20 protein-coding genes and 1 pseudogene are annotated in these 20,590 nt (G+C 37.6%); 18 read left to right on the forward strand and 3 right to left on the reverse strand.

All coding sequences use genetic code 11. The annotated features are described in order from the left end of the window. Positions 1 to 16: 16 nt before the first annotated feature. Complete coding sequence (locus I3259_RS10600) at positions 17 to 817, forward strand: slipin family protein (RefSeq protein ID WP_238029588.1); 801 nt, start codon at positions 17 to 19, stop codon at positions 815 to 817. Positions 818 to 971: 154 nt separating this feature from the next. Then, positions 972 to 1,994 (forward strand): 23S rRNA (adenine(1618)-N(6))-methyltransferase RlmF, encoded by a 1,023-nt coding sequence (rlmF, locus tag I3259_RS10605; protein WP_238029589.1) that lies wholly within the window; start codon positions 972 to 974, stop codon positions 1,992 to 1,994. Between the two features lie 112 nt (positions 1,995 to 2,106). Here rlmF and I3259_RS10610 read toward each other — a convergent pair. Then, a pseudogene (locus tag I3259_RS10610) lies at positions 2,107 to 2,293 on the reverse strand (hypothetical protein). A 232-nt stretch (positions 2,294 to 2,525) separates the two neighbouring features. Between I3259_RS10610 and I3259_RS10615 the strand changes: the two are divergent. From I3259_RS10615 to I3259_RS10680, 14 genes are all read left to right on the forward strand, one after another. Then, positions 2,526 to 3,473, forward strand: coding sequence for a DUF523 and DUF1722 domain-containing protein (locus I3259_RS10615; protein WP_238029590.1), 948 nt, complete (start codon positions 2,526 to 2,528; stop codon positions 3,471 to 3,473). A 23-nt stretch (positions 3,474 to 3,496) separates the two neighbouring features. Beyond that, positions 3,497 to 3,712, forward strand: coding sequence for a TIGR02450 family Trp-rich protein (locus tag I3259_RS10620; RefSeq protein ID WP_238029591.1), 216 nt, complete (start codon positions 3,497 to 3,499; stop codon positions 3,710 to 3,712). Between the two features lie 129 nt (positions 3,713 to 3,841). Next, on the forward strand, positions 3,842 to 4,795 hold the full coding sequence (locus tag I3259_RS10625) for a DUF523 and DUF1722 domain-containing protein (RefSeq protein WP_238029592.1): 954 nt from the start codon (positions 3,842 to 3,844) through the stop codon (positions 4,793 to 4,795). A gap of 128 nt (positions 4,796 to 4,923) precedes the next feature. Then, a complete protein-coding gene (locus tag I3259_RS10630) occupies positions 4,924 to 6,192 on the forward strand; it encodes an O-acetylhomoserine aminocarboxypropyltransferase/cysteine synthase (protein ID WP_238029593.1) in 1,269 nt (422 codons plus the stop codon). Positions 6,193 to 6,426: 234 nt separating this feature from the next. Continuing rightward, positions 6,427 to 7,218: a MerR family transcriptional regulator gene (locus tag I3259_RS10635; RefSeq protein WP_238029594.1), complete on the forward strand. Its 792-nt coding sequence runs from the start codon at positions 6,427 to 6,429 to the stop codon at positions 7,216 to 7,218. A gap of 51 nt (positions 7,219 to 7,269) precedes the next feature. Further along, a complete protein-coding gene (gene phrB, locus I3259_RS10640; RefSeq protein ID WP_238029595.1) occupies positions 7,270 to 8,739 on the forward strand; it encodes a deoxyribodipyrimidine photo-lyase in 1,470 nt (489 codons plus the stop codon). Positions 8,740 to 8,759: 20 nt separating this feature from the next. Further along, a complete protein-coding gene (locus I3259_RS10645; protein ID WP_238029596.1) occupies positions 8,760 to 9,197 on the forward strand; it encodes a nuclear transport factor 2 family protein in 438 nt (145 codons plus the stop codon). Then, on the forward strand, positions 9,194 to 9,922 hold the full coding sequence (locus I3259_RS10650; protein WP_238029597.1) for an SDR family NAD(P)-dependent oxidoreductase: 729 nt from the start codon (positions 9,194 to 9,196) through the stop codon (positions 9,920 to 9,922). Before I3259_RS10645 ends, I3259_RS10650 begins: the two co-directional genes overlap by 4 nt. Next, positions 9,922 to 11,265: an FAD-dependent oxidoreductase gene (locus tag I3259_RS10655; RefSeq protein ID WP_238029598.1), complete on the forward strand. Its 1,344-nt coding sequence runs from the start codon at positions 9,922 to 9,924 to the stop codon at positions 11,263 to 11,265. The genes I3259_RS10650 and I3259_RS10655 overlap by 1 nt, the downstream gene beginning before the upstream one ends. Before the next feature lies 1 nt (position 11,266). Beyond that, complete coding sequence (locus tag I3259_RS10660; protein ID WP_238029599.1) at positions 11,267 to 12,121, forward strand: DUF1365 domain-containing protein; 855 nt, start codon at positions 11,267 to 11,269, stop codon at positions 12,119 to 12,121. Next, positions 12,114 to 13,355, forward strand: a complete 1,242-nt coding sequence (locus I3259_RS10665; RefSeq protein WP_238029600.1) for a cyclopropane-fatty-acyl-phospholipid synthase family protein — start codon at positions 12,114 to 12,116, stop codon at positions 13,353 to 13,355. The genes I3259_RS10660 and I3259_RS10665 overlap by 8 nt, the downstream gene beginning before the upstream one ends. Positions 13,356 to 13,360: 5 nt before the next feature. Then, complete coding sequence (locus tag I3259_RS10670) at positions 13,361 to 13,915, forward strand: DUF2878 domain-containing protein (protein ID WP_238029601.1); 555 nt, start codon at positions 13,361 to 13,363, stop codon at positions 13,913 to 13,915. Next, the gene (locus I3259_RS10675) at positions 13,916 to 14,476 is read left to right on the forward strand and encodes a chalcone isomerase family protein (protein WP_238029602.1); all 561 of its coding nucleotides are present in this window, start codon (positions 13,916 to 13,918) and stop codon (positions 14,474 to 14,476) included. It begins immediately after the preceding gene. 61 nt (positions 14,477 to 14,537) lie between these two features. Beyond that, complete coding sequence (locus tag I3259_RS10680; protein WP_238029603.1) at positions 14,538 to 15,065, forward strand: DUF3833 domain-containing protein; 528 nt, start codon at positions 14,538 to 14,540, stop codon at positions 15,063 to 15,065. A 312-nt stretch (positions 15,066 to 15,377) separates the two neighbouring features. On the opposite strand, the gene I3259_RS10685 is transcribed toward I3259_RS10680, so the two are convergent. Then, complete coding sequence (locus I3259_RS10685) at positions 15,378 to 17,036, reverse strand: DUF2813 domain-containing protein (RefSeq protein ID WP_238029604.1); 1,659 nt, start codon at positions 17,034 to 17,036, stop codon at positions 15,378 to 15,380. A 143-nt stretch (positions 17,037 to 17,179) separates the two neighbouring features. On the opposite strand from I3259_RS10685, the gene I3259_RS10690 reads away from it, so the two are divergent. Both I3259_RS10690 and I3259_RS10695 read left to right on the forward strand, forming a co-directional pair. Continuing rightward, positions 17,180 to 17,575 (forward strand): VOC family protein, encoded by a 396-nt coding sequence (locus I3259_RS10690; protein WP_238029605.1) that lies wholly within the window; start codon positions 17,180 to 17,182, stop codon positions 17,573 to 17,575. Between the two features lie 207 nt (positions 17,576 to 17,782). After that, positions 17,783 to 19,543: a bifunctional metallophosphatase/5'-nucleotidase gene (locus tag I3259_RS10695; protein WP_238029606.1), complete on the forward strand. Its 1,761-nt coding sequence runs from the start codon at positions 17,783 to 17,785 to the stop codon at positions 19,541 to 19,543. A 59-nt stretch (positions 19,544 to 19,602) separates the two neighbouring features. Here the strand turns inward: I3259_RS10695 and I3259_RS10700 are convergent, their stop codons facing one another. Continuing rightward, positions 19,603 to 20,550 carry a hypothetical protein gene (locus I3259_RS10700; RefSeq protein ID WP_238029607.1) on the reverse strand — a complete coding sequence of 316 codons (948 nt, stop codon included), beginning with the start codon at positions 20,548 to 20,550 and terminating at the stop codon, positions 19,603 to 19,605. Between the last annotated feature and the right edge of the window lie 40 nt (positions 20,551 to 20,590).

Genomic DNA, 20,590 nt, shown 5'->3' on the forward strand with positions numbered 1-20,590 from the left:
TTGTAAGGAGAGTACTATGGTTACTTATTCCATTGCGATTATTGTCGTGCTGGTGGTTATATTAATTATCAGCATGTTTAAGGTCTTACGAGAGTATGAAAGGGCTGTTGTATTTCTCCTTGGGCGTTTCTATGACGTAAAAGGGCCAGGTTTGGTCATTATTGTGCCATTTGTACAACAAATGGTGCGAGTTGATTTACGTACTATTGTGCTTGATGTGCCGACTCAAGATTTAATAACCCGTGATAATGTATCAGTACATGTAAATGCAGTTGTTTATTTTAAAGTGGTTGATCCAAAAATGGCGATCAACAATGTAGAAAATTATTTAGAAGCGACCAGTCAACTGTCACAAACAACGCTTCGTTCCGTACTTGGTCAACATGAATTGGACGAGCTACTGTCGGCACGAGAAGAATTAAATCGTGGGCTACAAGGCATCCTTGATCAACATACTGATAATTGGGGTATAAAAATCGCCAATGTTGAGATTAAGCATGTTGATTTAGATGACAGTATGGTGAGAGCCTTAGCAAGACAAGCAGAAGCGGAGCGTTCACGTCGTGCGAAAGTCATTCATGCGACAGGTGAATTGGAAGCCTCGGTAAAATTACAGCAGGCTGCTAACGAGTTAAATAAATCGCCAAACGCGATTCAATTACGTTATTTTCAAACCCTAACAGAGGTTGCTAATGAACGTACATCTACCATCGTCTTCCCGCTACCAATTAATTTAATTGATAAGTTATCGGCAGATGATGTATCAGAGATGGCTAGGATTAAAATGCAAGGCATAGATAACAATAAAGAAGATTGAAGAGAGTATTGTGTTTATTAAGTGTTGATAAGGTGATAAAGAAATAGACAATTTGGGAATTATTCAATTATTAGGCGCTTAAACGCTAAGTTTATCATCGATAAGCATGTACAATGCTGCGCTTTGATAAGATCCAATTCTGCGAGAAGCAAAGATGACCCAAAAGAAAAACGCACAGCCTAAGCAAGGCTTACACCCACGTAACCCACATCGTGCGCGTTATGATTTTGCGACACTAATTAAAGCAACCCCAGAGTTAGATCAGCATGTTAGCGAAAATGCTTATGGTGATCTTTCTGTAAACTTCTCCGATCCACTCGCAGTTAAAACATTAAACAAAGCGTTATTAAAGCATTTTTATCAAGTGGATCATTGGGATATTCCTGCTGGTTTTTTATGTCCACCAATTCCTGGTCGTGCCGACTATTTGCATTATATTGCTGATTTATTAGCGCAATCTAACGAAGGGGCGATTCCACAAGGTAAAGGTATTCGTGGTTTAGACATTGGTATCGGTGCAAACTGTGTCTACCCAATTATTGGACATCGTGTTTATGGCTGGCAATTTGTTGGTTCAGAGATCGATCCTCTTGCGGTGAAGTCAGCAAAATTCATTGCAGGTAACAATCCACGCTTAAAAGGCGCTATTCAAGTTCGTCTACAAAAGAATGCAGATAATATCTTTACAGATATGATCAATGATGAAGAAGTGTTTGATTTTACGTTATGTAATCCGCCGTTCCATAGCTCTGAAGAAGAAGCAATGGCAGGTTCTGAACGAAAAGTTCGTAACCTAGCAGCAAATGCGAGTAAGAAACAACAAGCACGTTCTCGCGGTAAAGTATCGCCTGCTTTTAATAATGCGAAGTCATCAACAACACCTGTATTAAACTTTGGTGGGCAAAAAGCTGAATTGTGGTGCAAAGGTGGTGAAGTTGGTTTTATCAAAAAGATGATCAACCAAAGTGCTACTAAGGCAACACAGTGCTTCTGGTTTACAACCTTAGTATCGAAGAAAGAAAACCTCGGTGTACTTTATAAGCAACTTGAGAAAGTAGGGGCGGTTTCGGTAAAAACTATTGAAATGTCACAAGGTCAAAAGATCTCACGTCTTATTGCTTGGACGTTCTTAAATGAAGAACAGCAACAAGAATGGCGCCAAGAGCGCTGGAACTAATTTAGCTTTTGCTATAAATAAGCGATGTATTTATCAATACATCGCTTTATGTTTGGTTCTCATTAATATTCAAAGTTTACACAGTATTAGAATCATAGAACTTACCATTATGTTAATTTAATGTTGCTTCCTCTAGCAGTCCAATAAGCTCACTCTCTGTTTCCTGTATTCTTCCAATTCTAATAGAGCAGAATCACCTCCTTTCTGCATATAAGCCATATTTGTGCAGTGATCATGATGAAACATTTACCGTTAATACAAAGATCGGTATAGCATCTTTTATCTTTTCTTAATTTCATACCACCTCTATTTTACAATAACTTAACAATAGTGCTGTTTCGTTGTTGACATAATGATCCAAATCAAGTTAACCAATTGTTAATCAAGCACTAACAGGTGAGTACGCCGTGTGAGCCATACATTTAATTACTCAGCGTTAAAACTTATACAATAAAAAAACTTGTATAAGGTGATCCATTTGTCTACATTAATTGTACAACAAGAAACAAATGTACAACTTTGGAGGCGGGTATGGGTATCCCTGTAGGAATCAGTTCATGTGTATTAGGCGAGAAAGTACGCTTTGATGGTGGTCATAAACGAAATCGTTTTGTAGCGGAAGATTTAACTGAGTACTTTTCTTTTAAGCCCGTATGTCCTGAAATGGCTATTGGGATGTCTACGCCGCGTCCTGTTATTCGCCTTTTAGATAATGGTATCGATGTACGTCTTGTTGACAGTAAAGATAATAGCATTGACCATACTGAAAAAATGCAAATATTTGCTGATAAAATCATTCCAACGTTAGGATCACTGCGTGGATATGTGGTCTGCGCGAAGTCACCATCATGTGGTATGGAAAGAGTTAAACTTTATTTGGAAAATGGCAATTCAGTTCCGGGTGGTTCTGTTGGTGTTTATACAAAACGTTTAATGGAAAAAATGCCTTGGCTACCGATTGAAGAAGATGGTCGACTATGTGATCCAGTACTGCGAGAGAATTTTATTTTCCGTGTATACGCGTTAGATGATCTTTATCGTTCTGTTGAGGGGGGGATCACTCGCGATAAAATAATTAAATTTCACTCACGCTATAAACTTTGCTTAATGGCACATCATCAAGCGTCTTATCGTTCGTTGGGATCTTTTGTTTCTAAAATTCACGAATGGAATAATCTTGATGAGTTCTTCATTGAATATCGTCAACTATTTATGGATGCGCTAAAAAACCGTGCAAACCGTAAAAATAACACCAACGTGTTAATGCATATTCAAGGTTACTTTAAGCGTGATTTAGATAAGGATCAAAAAGCAGAGTTACGTGATGTAATTATGCGCTATCGTGTGGGAAATATTCCTTTAATTGCTCCGTTAACACTAATTAATCATCACTTAACGGTAAATCCTGATGAATATCTTGCCACGCAAGCATATTTATCGCCTTACCCTGAAAAACTAAAGCTTCGTTTCTCATTGTAATAATGAAATTAAGGGTAAATATAATGAATCAATTCAACCCTAAAAAGTTGTTAAACAGTAAGTGGACTGCTGCAGTCCCTAAAAATAAAGAAAAACATTTTATTATTACTGAACTTGAAATTAATGAGGAAGGTAAGGTGCAGCATTGCACAATGGAAGCAGTAATGTCTAAACGTGAATTTATGATTAATTGGCAAGATTTACGAAATACTTCGTTATGGCATCAAGGGTGGAAATAATGTGAGCTATGTTATTAATAGAAAAGATGTAACTAATCATTACGGTATTATTACATTCAATATTATTTTATAGCAATATTAACCTTAATATATTTATGGTTTATATAGTTAAGTGCCAACGGAGTATTTATGGCGATTGTAGTAGGAATAAGTGGTTGCCTTTTAGGACAGAAAGTTCGTTTTGACGGTGGTCATAAGCGTTTTAAATTCGCAGACGAAGAATTAAGTGATTATTTTGAGTTCAAGCCTGTTTGTCCAGAGGTTGGCATTGGCATGACAATCCCACGTCCAGTTATTCGTTTATTGGATAATAGTATTGATGTTCGTTTAGTTGATAGTAAAGATAATACGCTTGATTACACGGATAAAATGAACGCATTTACTGATAACGTTTTACCTTCATTAGAAACACTGTGTGGTTACATTGTATGTGCTAAATCGCCTTCTTGTGGTATGGAGCGAGTGAAACTATATCTTGATAATGGTCACTCAGTACCTGGCGGTTCTGTTGGTATTTATACTAAACGTCTTATGCAGAAAATGCCTTGGTTACCGATTGAAGAAGATGGTCGCTTATGCGATCCCGTATTAAGGGAGAACTTTGTTTTTCGGGTTTATGCACTTAATGATTTATATGAGAGTGTTAAAGGTGAAGACGGAATTACTAGTAATAAATTAATGAAATTCCATGCTCGTTATAAATTAGCGTTGATGGCAAACCACCCAGCAACGTACCGTAAGCTGGGTCAGTTATTAGCCAAAAGTCATCAATGGAGTGACATTAATGCGTTCTTTGTAGAGTATCGTCAATTATTAATGGACGGTCTAAAGCATCGTTCAAATTGCAAAACGAATACGAATGTATTGCTACATATTCAAGGTTACTTTAAACGTAATTTAGATAAACAACAAAAAGCAGAACTACGCGATGTTATCATGCGTTATCGTGAAGGTAACCTGCCATTAATCGCGCCGTTAACACTCATTAATCATCATTTATCATTAAATCCTAATGAGTATTTATCAAAACAAGCTTATTTAGCGCCATATCCTGAAGCGTTGAAGTTACGTTATTCATTATAAATACGTATTGTGGGCTTTAAGATATATAACGCCGTTTGTTGAACTAAAATAACCATTAGGCTACATCAATCAATTATTAAATGTAGTTTGTATCCTTATTATTCTTTTCAATTATTCAAGGTAGAAAAATGAAAGATGAAACGCTATCCATTCATAGTGGTTACGAAACAGATCCAACAACGAAATCAGTTGCAACGCCCATATATCAAACAGTTGCCTACGAGTTTGATGATGCTCAACACGGTGCAGATCTTTTTAATTTAGAAGTACCGGGCAATATTTACACTCGTATCATGAACCCTACCAATGACGTATTAGAAAAACGCATGGCTGCGCTTGAAGGTGGTATTGCCGGTTTAGTGGTCAGTGCTGGAAGTGCTGCGATTAACTATGCGATTTTAACCTTAGCTCAAGCAGGGGATAATATCGTATCAACACCACAACTCTATGGCGGCACCTATACGTTATTTGCTCATATGTTACCAAGCCAAGGGATTGAAGTTCGGTTTGCAAAAGATGATAAACCTGAGTCTATGGCTGCGTTAATCGATGAAAACACCAAGGCGGTCTATTGTGAAAGTATTGGTAATCCTAGTGGTAACATCATTGATCTCGAAAGAGTCTCTCAGTTAGCACATGATAAAGGTGTACCTGTTATCGTCGACAACACAGTTGCAACACCTGCGCTATGTAAACCGATTGAATTTGGCGCTGATATTGTTGTGCATTCATTGACTAAATATGTGGGTGGACATGGAACGACATTAGGTGGCGTTATTGTTGATTCAGGGAAATTCCCATGGGCACAGTACAAAGATAGATTCCCTGTATTTAGCCAACCAGAACCGTCTTATCATGGTGTTGTATATAATGAAGCGTTTGGTGAAGCGGCATTTATTGGTAGAGCGCGAACTGTGCCACTAAGAAATACAGGTGCTGCGCTGTCTCCGATGAATGCGTTTATGCTGATGCAAGGTTTGGAAACCTTACCATTACGCATGGAGAGACATACTGAAAATGCACTTAAAGTTGCGCAATATCTCGCCAACCATGATCAAGTGAGTTGGGTTAACTATGCCGGCCTTCCAGATTCTGATTATTACGAGTTAGCACAAAAATATACCAAGGGTAAACCCTCTGCCATCTTGTCGTTTGGATTAAAAGATGGTTATGAAGCGGGCGTACGTTTTTATGATGCGCTCGGTTTATTTAAACGCTTGGTGAATATTGGTGATGCTAAATCATTGGCTTGTCATCCTGCCTCAACCACACATCGACAAATGACGCCAGAAGAGCAGTGCCAAGCTGGTGTTCATCCTGAAATGATCAGACTTTCTATCGGTATTGAACATATTGATGACATTATTGCTGATTTAGAACAAGCACTTAACGCATAACGTCTTTTACGGTGGCAATCATTATTTTGATTGCCACAATACTTAGCTTGCTTTTAATTTCTACTCATTTCCTCTTTTGTGATGTGATACAACTCCAACTTCAACCTTGTACAAAGTTAAAGTGTTGTACAAGCCATAAGTTTAACACTATAGTTATACATGAAAAGGAAATTGTACAAGTTTGTATTGTTATGTTCTTAAGCTAATTATGTAATAACGAATAAAGGTAATAATTTGAACGTTGAAATTAAGTTGTATTCAATTAGTGAAGTATCTGAAGTGACGGGGGTTAACTCTGTAACTTTACGTGCTTGGCAACGCAGATATGGTTTATTAGTTCCTCAACGAACACCTAAAGGGCACCGTCTTTATACTGATAGCGATATTGCTAAAATTCATGAAATTTTAACTTGGTTAGCGAAAGGGGTATCAATTGGTAAGGTTAAACCTTTATTAGAAGGAACTGCTGAACATCATGAATTAAATGTTGAAAAAATAGAAATAGTCGATGAAACCATCTATTTAATTGAGCAGGGTAAAGTACAACAAATAGAAAAACGTGTACGTGAAGCACTAAAACTTTATCCATTTACTGTTTTAGAAGAGCAGTTTTTAAAGCCAATTGAACAACATATAACACGTAGTGATAATCCATTAAAAACATTACAAAAAAGTGTGTGGAACTCAGCACTAACGCAATGCTTTATTACCGTATTAGCGAAAGTGAATTCAGATAAAAACACCCCAAGTCTCGTACTGAGTTATTCATCTTCTGATAATCATTTTATATGGCAACAAGCTTTAAAATTAGCGTATGAAGGTTATTACGCGATTGTTTTATCTGATTTGTTAGGAAAATTAACGGGATTATCAGCATTTATAACAGAGCATGATATTAAGAGTGTCTACATTGTTGGAGAAAACAAGCTTGATAATAAACAGTTAGCTGAAATTGAAATAATAGAAAAAGAAAGCAACGTTCAAGTTTCTTTCATTGGAAGTATAAAAATGATCCATCAGCAATAGCAGTAAAATATCCACCAGCATTATTCTTTTAATAAGCTAATAGGAGCGATGATGACAAATAAAACAGTAAAAGAGCAGCACGTTATTATTTGGTTTCGTTCAGATTTACGTGTTGCTGATAATACAGCATTAAATCATGCAATTGACAGCGGGCTTCCTATCATCGCACTCTTTATTGCAACGCCTATGCAGTGGCACCAACATAATATGGCAGCAGTTCAAGTAGACTTTATTCATCGTCGGTTACAAGTATTAAAGCAACAGTTGGCTAAACGAAATATTCCTTTGCAAGTTATTGAAGTTAATGACTTCTCGGAAACAGTTCATATTATTGAGCAGGTTTGTTTTGATTATAATGCTGTGCATGTTTTTGCGAATAAACAATATCCAATTAATGAGCATAAACGTGATATGGCTGTAGGGGAATTACTTGCAAAAAATAGTATAAAATTCAGCACGTTTGATGATAATTATATTTTGCAGCCTGAAATGGTTTTGACCCGTGATGGGGAATTATTCAAAGTATTCACCCCATTTAGAAATGCGTGGATCAAGCGTTTCTTGTTATCACCTTATTACCCTGTAACAAATAAAGATGACACTGTAACAAGCGAAGTTGTGATAAAGCTATTGTCTGCCAGCAATTCAATTACAGTATTTAATTATCCCATTATTGATAGCGTGTTATGGCCAGTTGATGAAGAAACTATTGCACAAAGATTAGAAACGTTTTGTGAAACAAAAGCCGAATCATATCACCAAAACAGAGATTTTCCCGCTATTGATGGTACTAGTTGCTTATCTCCTTATCTTGCAATTGGTGCGCTATCAGCTAGGCAGTGTTTGCATCAGCTATTGCAGCACTTTCCAAATGCATTAGAAATTAATAAGGATGATGGCGCATTCACATGGTTGAACGAGATTGTATGGCGAGAGTTTTATGGTCATTTACTTCATCGTTACCCTGAATTAAGCCAACATCAGCCATTTCAAAAGTTTACTCAGTTTGTGCAATGGAAAGATGACTCAGCATTACTCAAAGCCTGGCAAGAAGGGAAAACGGGGTTCCCAATTGTCGATGCAGCCATGAGGCAATTGCGAGCAACAGGTTGGATGCATAACCGTTTACGTATGATCACTGCAAGCTTCCTAACTAAAGATCTGTTATGTGATTGGCGCACCGGTGAACAGTGGTTTATGCAGCATCTCATTGATGGCGATTTCGCTTCCAATAATGGCGGTTGGCAGTGGGCCGCTTCAACAGGTACCGATGCCCAACCTTATTTCAGAGTATTTAATCCAACACTACAAGGGCAAAGATTTGATCCAAAAGGTGATTTTATCCGTACATGGGTTAAGGAATTAGAACATGTTCCAGATAAATACATACACACGCCACATCAATGGGCGTGTGCAGAATCACTGAATTATCCATTGCCAATTGTCGACCATAAGGAAGCTCGCCTAATCGCAATTGACTCTTTTAAACAAGCAAAGGCTTATATGGATATTGATCAATAACACTGGTGGAGGAATAAATAATGGACGCAGTGATAAACCCTGCATTAAATAAGTTTTTTAATGTGTATGGACAATTAGGAAAGGACAACCTCTCTCAACTGTCTGACGTTTATCATCATTTAGTTATTTTTGAAGATCCTGCACATAAAATTGAAGGTTTTAGTGCTTTAGAAGCTTACTTTTTTAACCTTTATCAAAACATAAACAGCTGTCAATTTATTATTAATAGCTATGTAGAAGATGATCATGAAGCATTTGTTCAATGGACAATGCACTTTTCACATCCTCGATTACAAAATGGTAAAGAACGCAGTTTAGAAGGCTGTACTCAGCTGAAATTTGAACAAGATAAAGTGATTTATCATCGTGACTATTTCGATATGGGGGAAATGATTTATGAAGGTCTACCCATGTTTGGGCGCATTATTCGACACATTAAATCAAGGTTAGGGCAATGAATCAGGTATTGATCACAGGAGCAAGTTCAGGGATTGGCAAACAGCTTGCATGTGATTATGCAGATGATGGGTGGCGTGTTATTGCTTGCGGTCAAAATGCGCAGCGTTTAAATAAACTAGAAGAAGAACATCAAGCGATAAAAACATTACGTTTCGATGTGACGGATTTTGAAAGCACACTATCAGCGCTTACATCCTTAGAGACTCTACCAGAGTTAATTATTTTAAATGCAGGCACGTGTGAATACATCGATGAAGGAAAAATTGATACCGCATTAGTTAAACGCGTTTTTGATGTCAATCTGTACGGAGTTCTCCATTGCATAGAAGCCTTACAAGCGCGATTTAATGAAAAAACGCATTTAGTCATTATCAGTTCTTCTGCCAGTTTCGTCGCTTTACCACGTGCAGAGGCATATGGCGCTTCTAAGGCTGCAATGAGTTATATCACTCAAGGACTTGCTGTTGATCTTGCTTATTTGAATATGAAAATTACGTTAGTAAATCCTGGTTTTGTAAAAACGCCATTAACAGATAAAAACGATTTTACGATGCCAATGTTAGTGTCACCCGAATATGCATCAAAAAAAATAAGATCAGGTATTGCAGCTGGAAAAAAAGAAATTAGTTTTCCTGCCACTTTTACACTGTTTCTTAAATCTATTGCGCTTTTGCCAATTACATTTCGATTGGCAGTAATTAAACGAATAACGGGGAAATCATAATGAAAATAGCCATTATAGGTTCCGGTATTTCAGGCTTGACGTCCGCTTGGTATTTACATCAAGAACACGAAGTTACTGTTTACGAGGCTAACAGTTATGTCGGTGGGCATACTGCAACGGTAGATGTCACTGTAGATAGCGGTGATTATGCCATCGATACTGGGTTTATTGTTTTTAATGATCGTACTTATCCAAACTTTGAAAATTTGCTTGAACAGCTCGAAATAGCAGGAAAGCCAAGCGAAATGAGTTTTAGTGTTCACAATGAGCGTACGGGGCTTGAATATAATGGGCATACTATTTCATCACTGTTCGCCCAGAAACGTAATTTATTGAACCCTGCTTTTTATCGATTTTTGTATGAAATCACCCAGTTTAATAAGCTTGCTAAACAGGTTGTAGGTGATAGTGAGTTAATGAACCAAACGCTGGGTGATTTTTTAACTCAGCATCAGTTTAGTGATTACTTTGCCGAAAATTATATCTTACCGATGGGGGCTGCCATTTGGTCTTCAACGTTATCAGACATGCGTCGTTTTCCATTAGCTTTCTTTCTGCGCTTTTTCTTAAATCATGGCTTGTTAGATATAACTAATCGCCCTCAATGGCGTGTAATACCGGGTGGTTCTCGTGAATATGTTAGGAAAATGGTGTCTTACATCGGAGATTGTATTCAACTAAATAGCCCAGTTTCTTCGGTGAAGCGTAGTAAAGGCAAGGTAATTGTTACGGTTAATAGTAAGCAAGAAGAATTCGATCAAGTTATTTTTGCTTGTCATAGCGATCAAGCCTTAACCATGCTATCTGATGCAACATCAGAAGAAAACTACGTGTTATCAGATATTCATTACCAAGAAAACGAAGTGGTTCTTCATACTGATACATCGTTATTACCCAAACGTAAGGCGGCATGGGCATCTTGGAATTATTCGTTACCTCAATCTCGAGATGATAGAGAACGTAATTTAGCGTCACTGACTTACAACATGAATATACTGCAAGGTATTCTTGCCCCTGAAACATTTTGTGTAACGCTTAACCAAACTGAATCAATAGATAAAGACAAAATACTGCGTAAATTTGTTTACTCTCATCCTGTTTTTAATACTCAAAGTATTGCGGCTCAACAGAAACGTCATTTAATTAATGGACAAAATCAAACATGGTTCTGTGGTGCGTATTGGTATAACGGTTTTCATGAAGACGGGGTACGTAGCGCGTTAGACGTTGTCGAAGCAATAAAAATACAATCATTAACGCAATCAGAAGATGAAGTTGTAACAGCGAAATCTCTGAATGTTTCTAATGAACCCTCATATAAAAGTGTCATACGAAGTTATTAGTATGGGTAAAGATAACCAGCTTAAAAGCGGCATTTTTCAAGGATGGGTTAGACATCGACGTTTTACACCAGTGGATCATAGATTCACCTATTCAATGTTTATGCCACATATCCACTTAAACGAATTAGATCAGTTGGATAAACAAGTAAAAGGTTTTGGATTGTCGCTGTTCAATTTTGCTCGATTTCGGCGTGATGATTACGTAAAAGGTGATCCTGATTTAGCCCAAGCTGTAAAAGATAAGGTCTATGCGCTAACAGGAAAAATGATTGATGGCAATGTCACTATGTTATGCCACTTACGTTACTGCGGATTGTATTTTAGCCCACTTAATTTGTATTACCTCCATGATAATGAAGGTCAATGGCAATATATGTTAGCCGAAGTAAGTAATACACCTTGGAACGAACGTCATTACTATGCGATACCGGCACCGCAATATTGGCAGGGACGTGAATATAGCCATGATAAGGCATTTCATGTTTCACCGTTTAATCCTATACATCAACAGTATCATTGGCGAGTAACAGAGCCTGATAGCAATTTACTGGTTAACTTATCGGTGAGTCGAAGTAAAGATGGCATCTCTCCGAGCGAGCATTCGAAAGATTTAAAAAATAGCCATCAAAAAGTATTTGATGCCACGATGCAGATGCGTAAGGCAAACTTCACATCTGCACTACTTATCAAGCAATTACTGCTTACACCGATTATGACAATAAAGGTTGTTATAGGTATTTATTGGCAAGCGCTTAAATTATTTATTAAAGGCGTACCAATTTATGATCACCCAAATAGCACTGAGTATGAAAAAGTAAATAAACACAAGATTGAACGAGGGAATGACAATGCTTAGAAGCGACGTACAACAATCATCAACAGTTAATGTATCAGCCTCTGATCATGCATCTCGGCATATTTTATTTAAAGTATTAAAACACCTCTCTAATGCGGGTTTAAGTGTTTCAGATTCAACGGAAGGCACCGTTTTCTTTGGTGATAAACAAGCACCGCTACAAGCGAGTATTAATGTTCATAACCCACTTTTTTATAAACGCTTACTAACTGATGGCAGCATTGGTGCAGGTGAAGCATATATGGAAGGCTGGTGGGATTCACCAAGCCTAACCAATGTTGTACGAGTTTTGGCTAAGAACCTGATAACGTTAGATAAGCTTGAAGCAAAAATGGGTTGGATGAGTCGAATCTCCGAACAGATCGGACACTTGCTACGTAAAAATACCATTAAGAATGCGCGTAAAAACATTTCAGCACATTACGATCTTGGGAACGATCTTTATCGCCACTTCCTTGATCCTAATATGCTTTATTCTTCAGCAATTTATCTCAATAAAAATGACACGTTAGATCAAGCACAATGGAATAAGATGGATCGTTTGTGCCAAAAATTAAAATTAACTGAAGACGATCATTTACTAGAAATTGGTACTGGATGGGGCGGTATGGCGATTCATGCAGCGAAATACTACGGTTGCCGTGTCACCACTACCACGATTTCTGAGCAACAATATTTATGGGCTAAAGAGCGAGTTGAAAAAGAAGGCCTATCCGACCGTATTACCTTACTCATGGATGATTACCGTGATTTAACGGGGCAGTACGATAAGTTAGTATCGGTTGAAATGATAGAAGCTGTCGGTAAACAATACCTTAAAACCTATATTGAAAAGTGTCAGTCATTATTAAAACCAACTGGCTTAATGGCGATTCAAGCAATCACAATTGCCGACCAACGTTATGATAGTTACAGTCGTGGTGTCGACTTTATTCAAAAACATATATTCCCTGGCGGTTTCTTACCTTCAATTACCGTATTGCTTGAAAATCTAACACAGCACAGTGACTTCGTGATGCGAGACATCAAAGACATTGGTTTAGATTATGCGAAAACGCTTGAAGATTGGCATCAGCAGTTTAATGAGAATACCGTAGCATTGGAGAAATATGGCTACGACGAAAGATTTATGAGGATGTGGCGTTTTTACTTTGCTTATTGCGAAGGGGGGTTCTTAGAGCGCACCATTAGTACTATTCAATTTGTAGCAAGTCGCCCGCAATGGAGAGAGTAAATCCATTGGGAAACAAACTAAAAGTGTTATTGGCCGGTATGGTGTTTAACTTCTATTGGTTACTCGCTGTGTGGGGGCAATATCGTTTTACTTATATCTTGGTTTTCATACTAATAGCTACATGGTTTATGGAACCTAAGGCGTGGCGTTTCTCTGTATTAGCATCGATACCTGGCATAGTGATTGATTCAATACTAAGACATTGGCAGGTGTTTGATTTTCCAATACCTAATCGAACGCCACTTTTCTTTAATGTCGAGAGTATTGGGTTGATACCAACTTGGCTTATATTGCTTTGGTTGGGGTTCACAACCTTTGTTTGGGTTCTACGCACATCAATTAGTGGCTTTACTACACATTGGTTGCTGGTGGCAGGCAGTCTTGGTGGTGCATTGAGTTATTGGTCTGGAATGAAATTAGGTGCGGTAATTTGGCAACTTGAAACGTTAGATACATTCTTTGTGTTAATAATGATCTGGTTTTCTGTAACGGTGTATCTTTTATGGTTACTGCGTATTTTAAATAAAGATCAAAATAATCCGACAGCAAAGGAGCAATAAATGCGATCACTCGTTATCTTTTTTGGTTTATTGATGTGCTCCAATATTGCTAAAGCAGAAACGGGCAATAGCAATAAACAGATACAAAATAACGTATCTTCACAGTTACAGACCCTCAGTGATAAATACCCATGGTATCAATGGAAAAAAGTGGGTGAAGCAACACTTGAGTGGGGAATATGGGATATTTACAACTCAGAGCTAAAAACGCCAACAGGACGTTACACAGGCACGGAAGATGATTTAGCTTTAATTATTCATTATTTACGTAATATTGATAAAGATGCCTTGTTGGATGCGACTGAAGAACAATGGCAACATTTAGGTTATAGCAGCCAACAAATAACACCATGGCTAAAAACGTTATCAACAATATGGCCAGACGTTAAAAAGGGAGACAGATTAACTTTCGTTCTCCGTAATGGTGAAGGGCAGTTTTATCAACAAAATAAGCCACTAGGGAAAGTTCTATCACCATCGTTATCACAAAGCTTTATTACTATTTGGTTATCACCAAAGACATCGTACCCAGAATTACGTCAGCAGTTAATTGGTAAATAACAAGCATTAACCATTCTATATGTTAATTATGCAAAGTTAGACAGTGGAATAAGGTCATTACATGAAAAAAATAACATCAATATTATTAGCATTAATGTTGCTTTTGACAGGGTGCACAGCGTCTATTTCTGATTATAAATCTTCACAACCAAAGTTTGATTTATTTGGTTACTTTGCCGGTAAAACAACGGCATGGGGAATGCTGCAAGATTATAAAGGCAAACAAACACGGCGATTTACGGTTGATATTGTTGGTACAGTAAAAAATGATACTTTAACCCTTGTAGAAGACTTTGTTTTTGATGACGGTGAAACCCAACAGCGTATTTGGACGATAGAAAAACAAGTTGATGGACGATATACCGGAACTGCGGGCGATGTTATTGGTGAAGCGCAAGGGGTTGAGGTCGGTAATGCGCTGCAATGGCAATATACTTTAGCGATTCCTGTAGATGATTCCGTTTATAATATTAAGTTTAATGACTGGATGTACCGCCAGGATGAAAAACACATGTTCAATGTTGCATCTATGACCAAATTTGGGTTTGAAGTAGGCAAAGTGACATTATTTTTCCAAAAAGATGATTAATTTAATTATGTAATACCACAATTTCTTTATCTATTTATATGCACTAATAAGCCAGTTTTATTACTGGCTTTTTTGTTCGAATTATCACGTGATCTCCCTTAAATTGATTTAAATCGGTACTTTGGAATCTAGAGAATACTTTGGATGGATATTTGCTGAAATTCGATATCTAAAAGTGATAAAGAAACAGAAAGAAGAAAACGGTAACCATTAAATATGAGGAATTGTTCTGCTTTAGTACATTTTGAATTTAAAGGTTAAAAGCCTACATTTAAGAAGCAGGCTTTGATTTCACTAACTTGATGTTGGTTATTACCCAAAACCACGTGACATTGCGACAATACGTTTTAATACCCAACGAATGAGCAAAGGTGTGCGGTTGTCTTTCTCATCGCGAGTATATTTAACGATTGCCAATGCCATATCGGGTTTCGCTGTTTTTCTTAGTACCTTATGAATGATCTTACGCATGGGCACTTTATTATCAGTGATATTCGCTAAGTCACGAAACAAAGGTTCGTATCCATTTTTATATAAGAAATGTTCAATGTCTCTTGCCGGCAATACGGTTAAACGTTCACGCTCGGGATCATCGCCAAGCATATTACGGACTTTCTCTGCATATTTCTTACCCGCTAGATCACCATCAGCCACTAAATGCCATTCAATACCGAGTATTTTTGCCAACTTGATCAATGGCTTTAATCCACTTTGTGCAAACTCAATAATTTGAATTCCTTCTGCGGCAAGGTTATAACCATTTAGGTGTGCCATTTCATTAAATAACCATACTTCCGTTTCCCCTTCAACTAACAGCCATACTCTTGCAAAGAAAGCACTCGGGCGATGCATGCGTACGTGAAAAGTGACTTTACGGGTATCATCTTTACTCAACTCCCCATTATCTACGCCATATACTTCCGTTTTATGTGGCTGACGGATCAATTTCTTGATCGCGGTTAACGGCGCAGAAGTCAAAAGCTCAGGGCTGTTGGTCGTTAAGATCTTTTGCATGGGCATGTTTTGAATAAACGCCCATGCTTGATGGAGCATGATCGGATGCAAACGACCTTCTGGATCTTCTAAGATCATGATAGGCCGTGAAATGCGTTTTAACTCGACAGGACCTCTCGCTCGAATATATTCATTCAATAACCCCATTAACAATAAACGTGCTTGCTTTGTCATGTTGGGCTGAATGAGTTGATCGAATGGATTTGCATATAAACCATGCGTATTGGTTTGTTGTAATGAAGAGTAGTGTGGCGACAATGCTTTACTACGCTGGTGGGGCGCAAAGGCAAAGTAGTGATCGACTAACGATCTTAACGTAGTAATACTACTTTTAATTTCAGCTGTACTGACATGACCGGGCTGAATCATTAACCGCCGACAGGTATTATCTAAACGCTTTTGTACGCGAAGTTCTTGCGGCGTTTGCGCTGAAGGCTGCTCATTATTACCGTCATGACGTTCTTCGTGTAGACGTCTCGAATCACGAATACGAACAATAGGGTGAAGCACCATTAACTGGCGAATAAACTTATCCGTATCTGGATGTGAAATGCCATGACCATTTGGATGTAAAAATTGTCTATTAGTAATGATCTTATCGTTTTCAATATGGCTGTGAATTTGATAATAAAAATGTTTTATACCGTCTTTTTCTGAGAGAAAAGGCTGAAACCCACGATAGCGTCGGGCATTATGTTCGCCTTTATAATCTTCATACCAATGTAAAACAATCTGAATTTCTGTCGCTCGTTCATTACCCAACGCATGATCGATATGGAAATCGGAAAAATTAAACTCGTAAAACTCAGCATCTGGAGACAATGCTAAACAAAGCGCATCGAGCAAAGAGGATTTACCCCACGCATTTTCACCAATAAGGACTGTTAACTCTTTAAAAGACAAGGATAAACGCTTAATACCACGGAAACCGGATATTTCAATTCTTTCTAAATGCATAAAACTCTACAAACCTCGTTTATTCCTGTATACGATATAGTAAATCACTCGTTGATTCGCGAGAACTGATCACATATTGATAGCATGATATGCTTTAAATAGTTAAGTGATTTCAAACAAATAATAATAGAAGGAAGAGTTAGATGGCTAAGATAATTCACTCAATGATCCGTGTGTTAGATCTGGACGCTTCATTAAAATTTTACAAAGAAGCATTAGATTTAGAGATTGCTGAGCGTTTAGATTTTGAAGGGTTTAGTCTGGTTTACTTACGTAACGATGAAAATGATATGGAGCTTGAGCTGACTTGGAATGAGGGAACGGAAGAACCGTATACCCATGGTACAGGTTATGGTCATACTGCTGTCGCTGTTGACGATTTAGAAGCTGAACATGCAAAATTAACTGAATGTGGTTATGCGCCTTTAGAGATTAAAGAGTTTTTCCGTGAGGGAACTTTATTAGCGAAGTTTTTCTTTGTACAAGATCCGGATGGTTACAAAATTGAGTTTTTACAACGCCATGCTCGTTACCATTAACATTTAAGCATAGAAGATTTAATGGATAGTAAGATGATAAATAGCAATTAGTCTTACTATTCCTTAAATGATCATCATGAATCATGCTATATTGATATTTATCACAGTTATTTTGTCTTATAGTGAAATCATTTAGGCCAAATAGGTGACTTAAACTAAACATATCTCTCATTCATATGAGTCCTTCAGGGAGAGACGTAATTTTTTATGACAAAGAATAATAAAAAAGCAAAGATTACATTTGCTCATATCAATGATACGCATTCAAATTTTGAACCATCATCTATATCACTGAATTTACCTGAACACGTTTTAGATACTGAATCCTCGGTATATGCCAGTTGTGGTGGTTTTTCTCGTATTTCATCGGCAGTAAGTGAATTAAAAGCTGAAGCCTATTTGAATCAGCGTGAATTCATGTTTTTACACGCGGGTGATTGCTTCCAAGGCACGTTGTATTTCTCACTATATAAAGGTATGGCTAATGCTGTACTACTAAATGCTATTGGTGTTGAAGCGATGGCATTGGGAAATCATGAACTTGATATGGGTAACGACTGTGTGGCTGATTTTCTTGATCATACGCATTTCCCGTTACTAGCTGGTAATTGGGATCTGTCGCAAGAAGATCAAACCAAGTCTAATCCGCTGCGAGATAAAGCCAATGTTTACGCTTATGACAATAGCACTGAAACTGCGAAATATATTGTAAAAGATGTGCATGGTGAGCCTGTTGCGATTTTTGGTTTAGCTATCGAAAATATGGCAGGCATTGCGAACCCAGATCCTGATACTCACTTTATGAATGTCGAGACGGTTGCGCGTAATACTGTTCAGCATCTACATGAGCAGGGTATTAATAAGATTGTTGTGTTAAGCCATTTAGGCTACGACCACGATATTGAGCTTGCAGAAGCGGTTGATGGAATAGGCGTTATTATTGGTGGTCATACTCATACTATGCAAGGTGATTTCACCAACATTGGTTACGGTAAAACCGATCAATACGCACACAGTGTTAATAATACCTGTGTTGTACAAGCGGGCTGTAATGCGTTGGCGGTAGGACATATAACACTGGAGTTTGCTGAAGACGGAACAATTGAGCGAGCGTTTGGTGCTAATCAATTATTACTAGGCCGCCAATTTACGGTAGATGCAAGCCGAACCGAGCATTTAGAAAGTGATGATCATGAAATTGTTCGTCATTTTTTAAGCGAGCAAGATAACATTCGTTTTGTGGTGAAAGATCCTATCATTGAAAATATTCTCAATGAGCATTATCGTCCTGCGGTACGTGCACTGCAAACTGAAGAAATTGCTGTTATTAATGAGCCGCTTCGTCATATTCGTATTCCCGATCAACGAGGTCCAAGTCAAATTGCACCTTGGGTTGTTGAAAGTTTTGTCTGGAAAGCCCGTGAGCTAGGTCATAACGTCGATTTTGGTATTCATAACGCTGGTGGTGTTAGGTGCTCATTAAATCCAGGTATTATTACACCTGCAGATATCGCAGGGAAATTACTACCTTTTGCTATTGGTATTATGATTTATAGCGTAAAAGGTAAACGTATTCGTCAAGCGCTTGAAGGAGCGATTGATAATGCGATAAATAACGGTGTTGATGGGACTGGTGATGGAAGTTTTCCTTATGTGGCAGATCTTCGTTATACCTATCGCTGTTGTGCTGTAAAAGGTACACGTATTGAGTTATTAGAGCATTTACAAGACGGTAAGTGGATACCTGTTGAAGATGAGAAAGTTTATAGTTCAGTTTCATCGGGCTATACCGCAACAGGTAAAGAAGGCTATGCGCCATTGTTAGATTACGTTAAAGAGCCTATGCCGTTAAATGTTACAATGGCTGATGCTTTTGAAGCTTATGCAAAACAGAAAAAATACTTTGATGCACCAGTAGATAATAAAACGGTTTATATTCCCTGTACTGGCAATAAAGATGTCGCCTAAATACTAGGTAAACTCATCGATAGAAATAAAGTTTAAGCCGACTAACAATTTATTTACTGTTAGTCGGCTTTCTTTTTATCGACAAATGAATTTCGGTTATCAAATTTAGTCTTGGCGATGAGTTTGATAATAACAGGTAAGGCATAAGTCGGAATTTGAATCGCTGCCATCAGTGCTAAATACTCAAATCCCAAATAATTGCTTGCTATGGTGTAGGTAAGTAATACATTACGATTAGTTGCAGTAATGGCATACAGCGTTTTGGATTGCTTATTACTCTTATAATAGGCAAAGTAAGTGATACCGAAAAATAACCCGCAAAGTAAACAGCCTAGAAGTAAATAGCTCATCCCTTCGTGTAATGAACGTTCAAACATTTCCCTCAAGGGAGCGACAAGCCCAAGCGGGAAAGCAAAAATAAGCAGAACGGTTAACTTAGATATTTTGTGATGGATATTATGCAATAGTTTTGGGTTTATCATTTTGTAGCAAAAAGCAGATATAGCCATTGGTCCAATAATGAATATCGTCAGTCGTTGTATATATTGTCCAAAGTCCAAGGTTACCGTGTCACTTTGAAGTAACGTAAGATTAAAAAATAATACGATTGGCATCATTAATGTTGATGCAATAGTTAATGCCATCGCATGTAATACATCAAAACCTAAGGTTTTCGCTATTGCTGGGGTTGCAAATAATGTTCCTGTCGCAGTAACTGCCGTGATAGCAATAAATAGTGGAGTTGAAATGTTAAAGAGATATAGCAATACAACGGCGGATAAAGTGAGCCCGAGGTTATGGAAAAGCGCATAAGACCAAACACTTTTAGATAACAACTTGCGGATAAGTAACTCTTGTTTAATCCCTAATAAAGTAAAAAGCATTAGGAAAAATAAGATATACGGTAAAACAGGGAAGACAATACGACTAATACTTGGAAAGCTAAAGCCTATGATGCCTGCAAGCATCAGTAAAAAAGCAGAATGTTTATTAATAAAAGAAAGCATAAGTTAAAAATCCTTTTGTTAACTTATTGTTATCATTGTT

It is taken from the genome of Photobacterium sp. Ph5 (assembly GCF_022129445.1).
In the GTDB taxonomy this organism is placed as follows: domain Bacteria; phylum Pseudomonadota; class Gammaproteobacteria; order Enterobacterales; family Vibrionaceae; genus Photobacterium.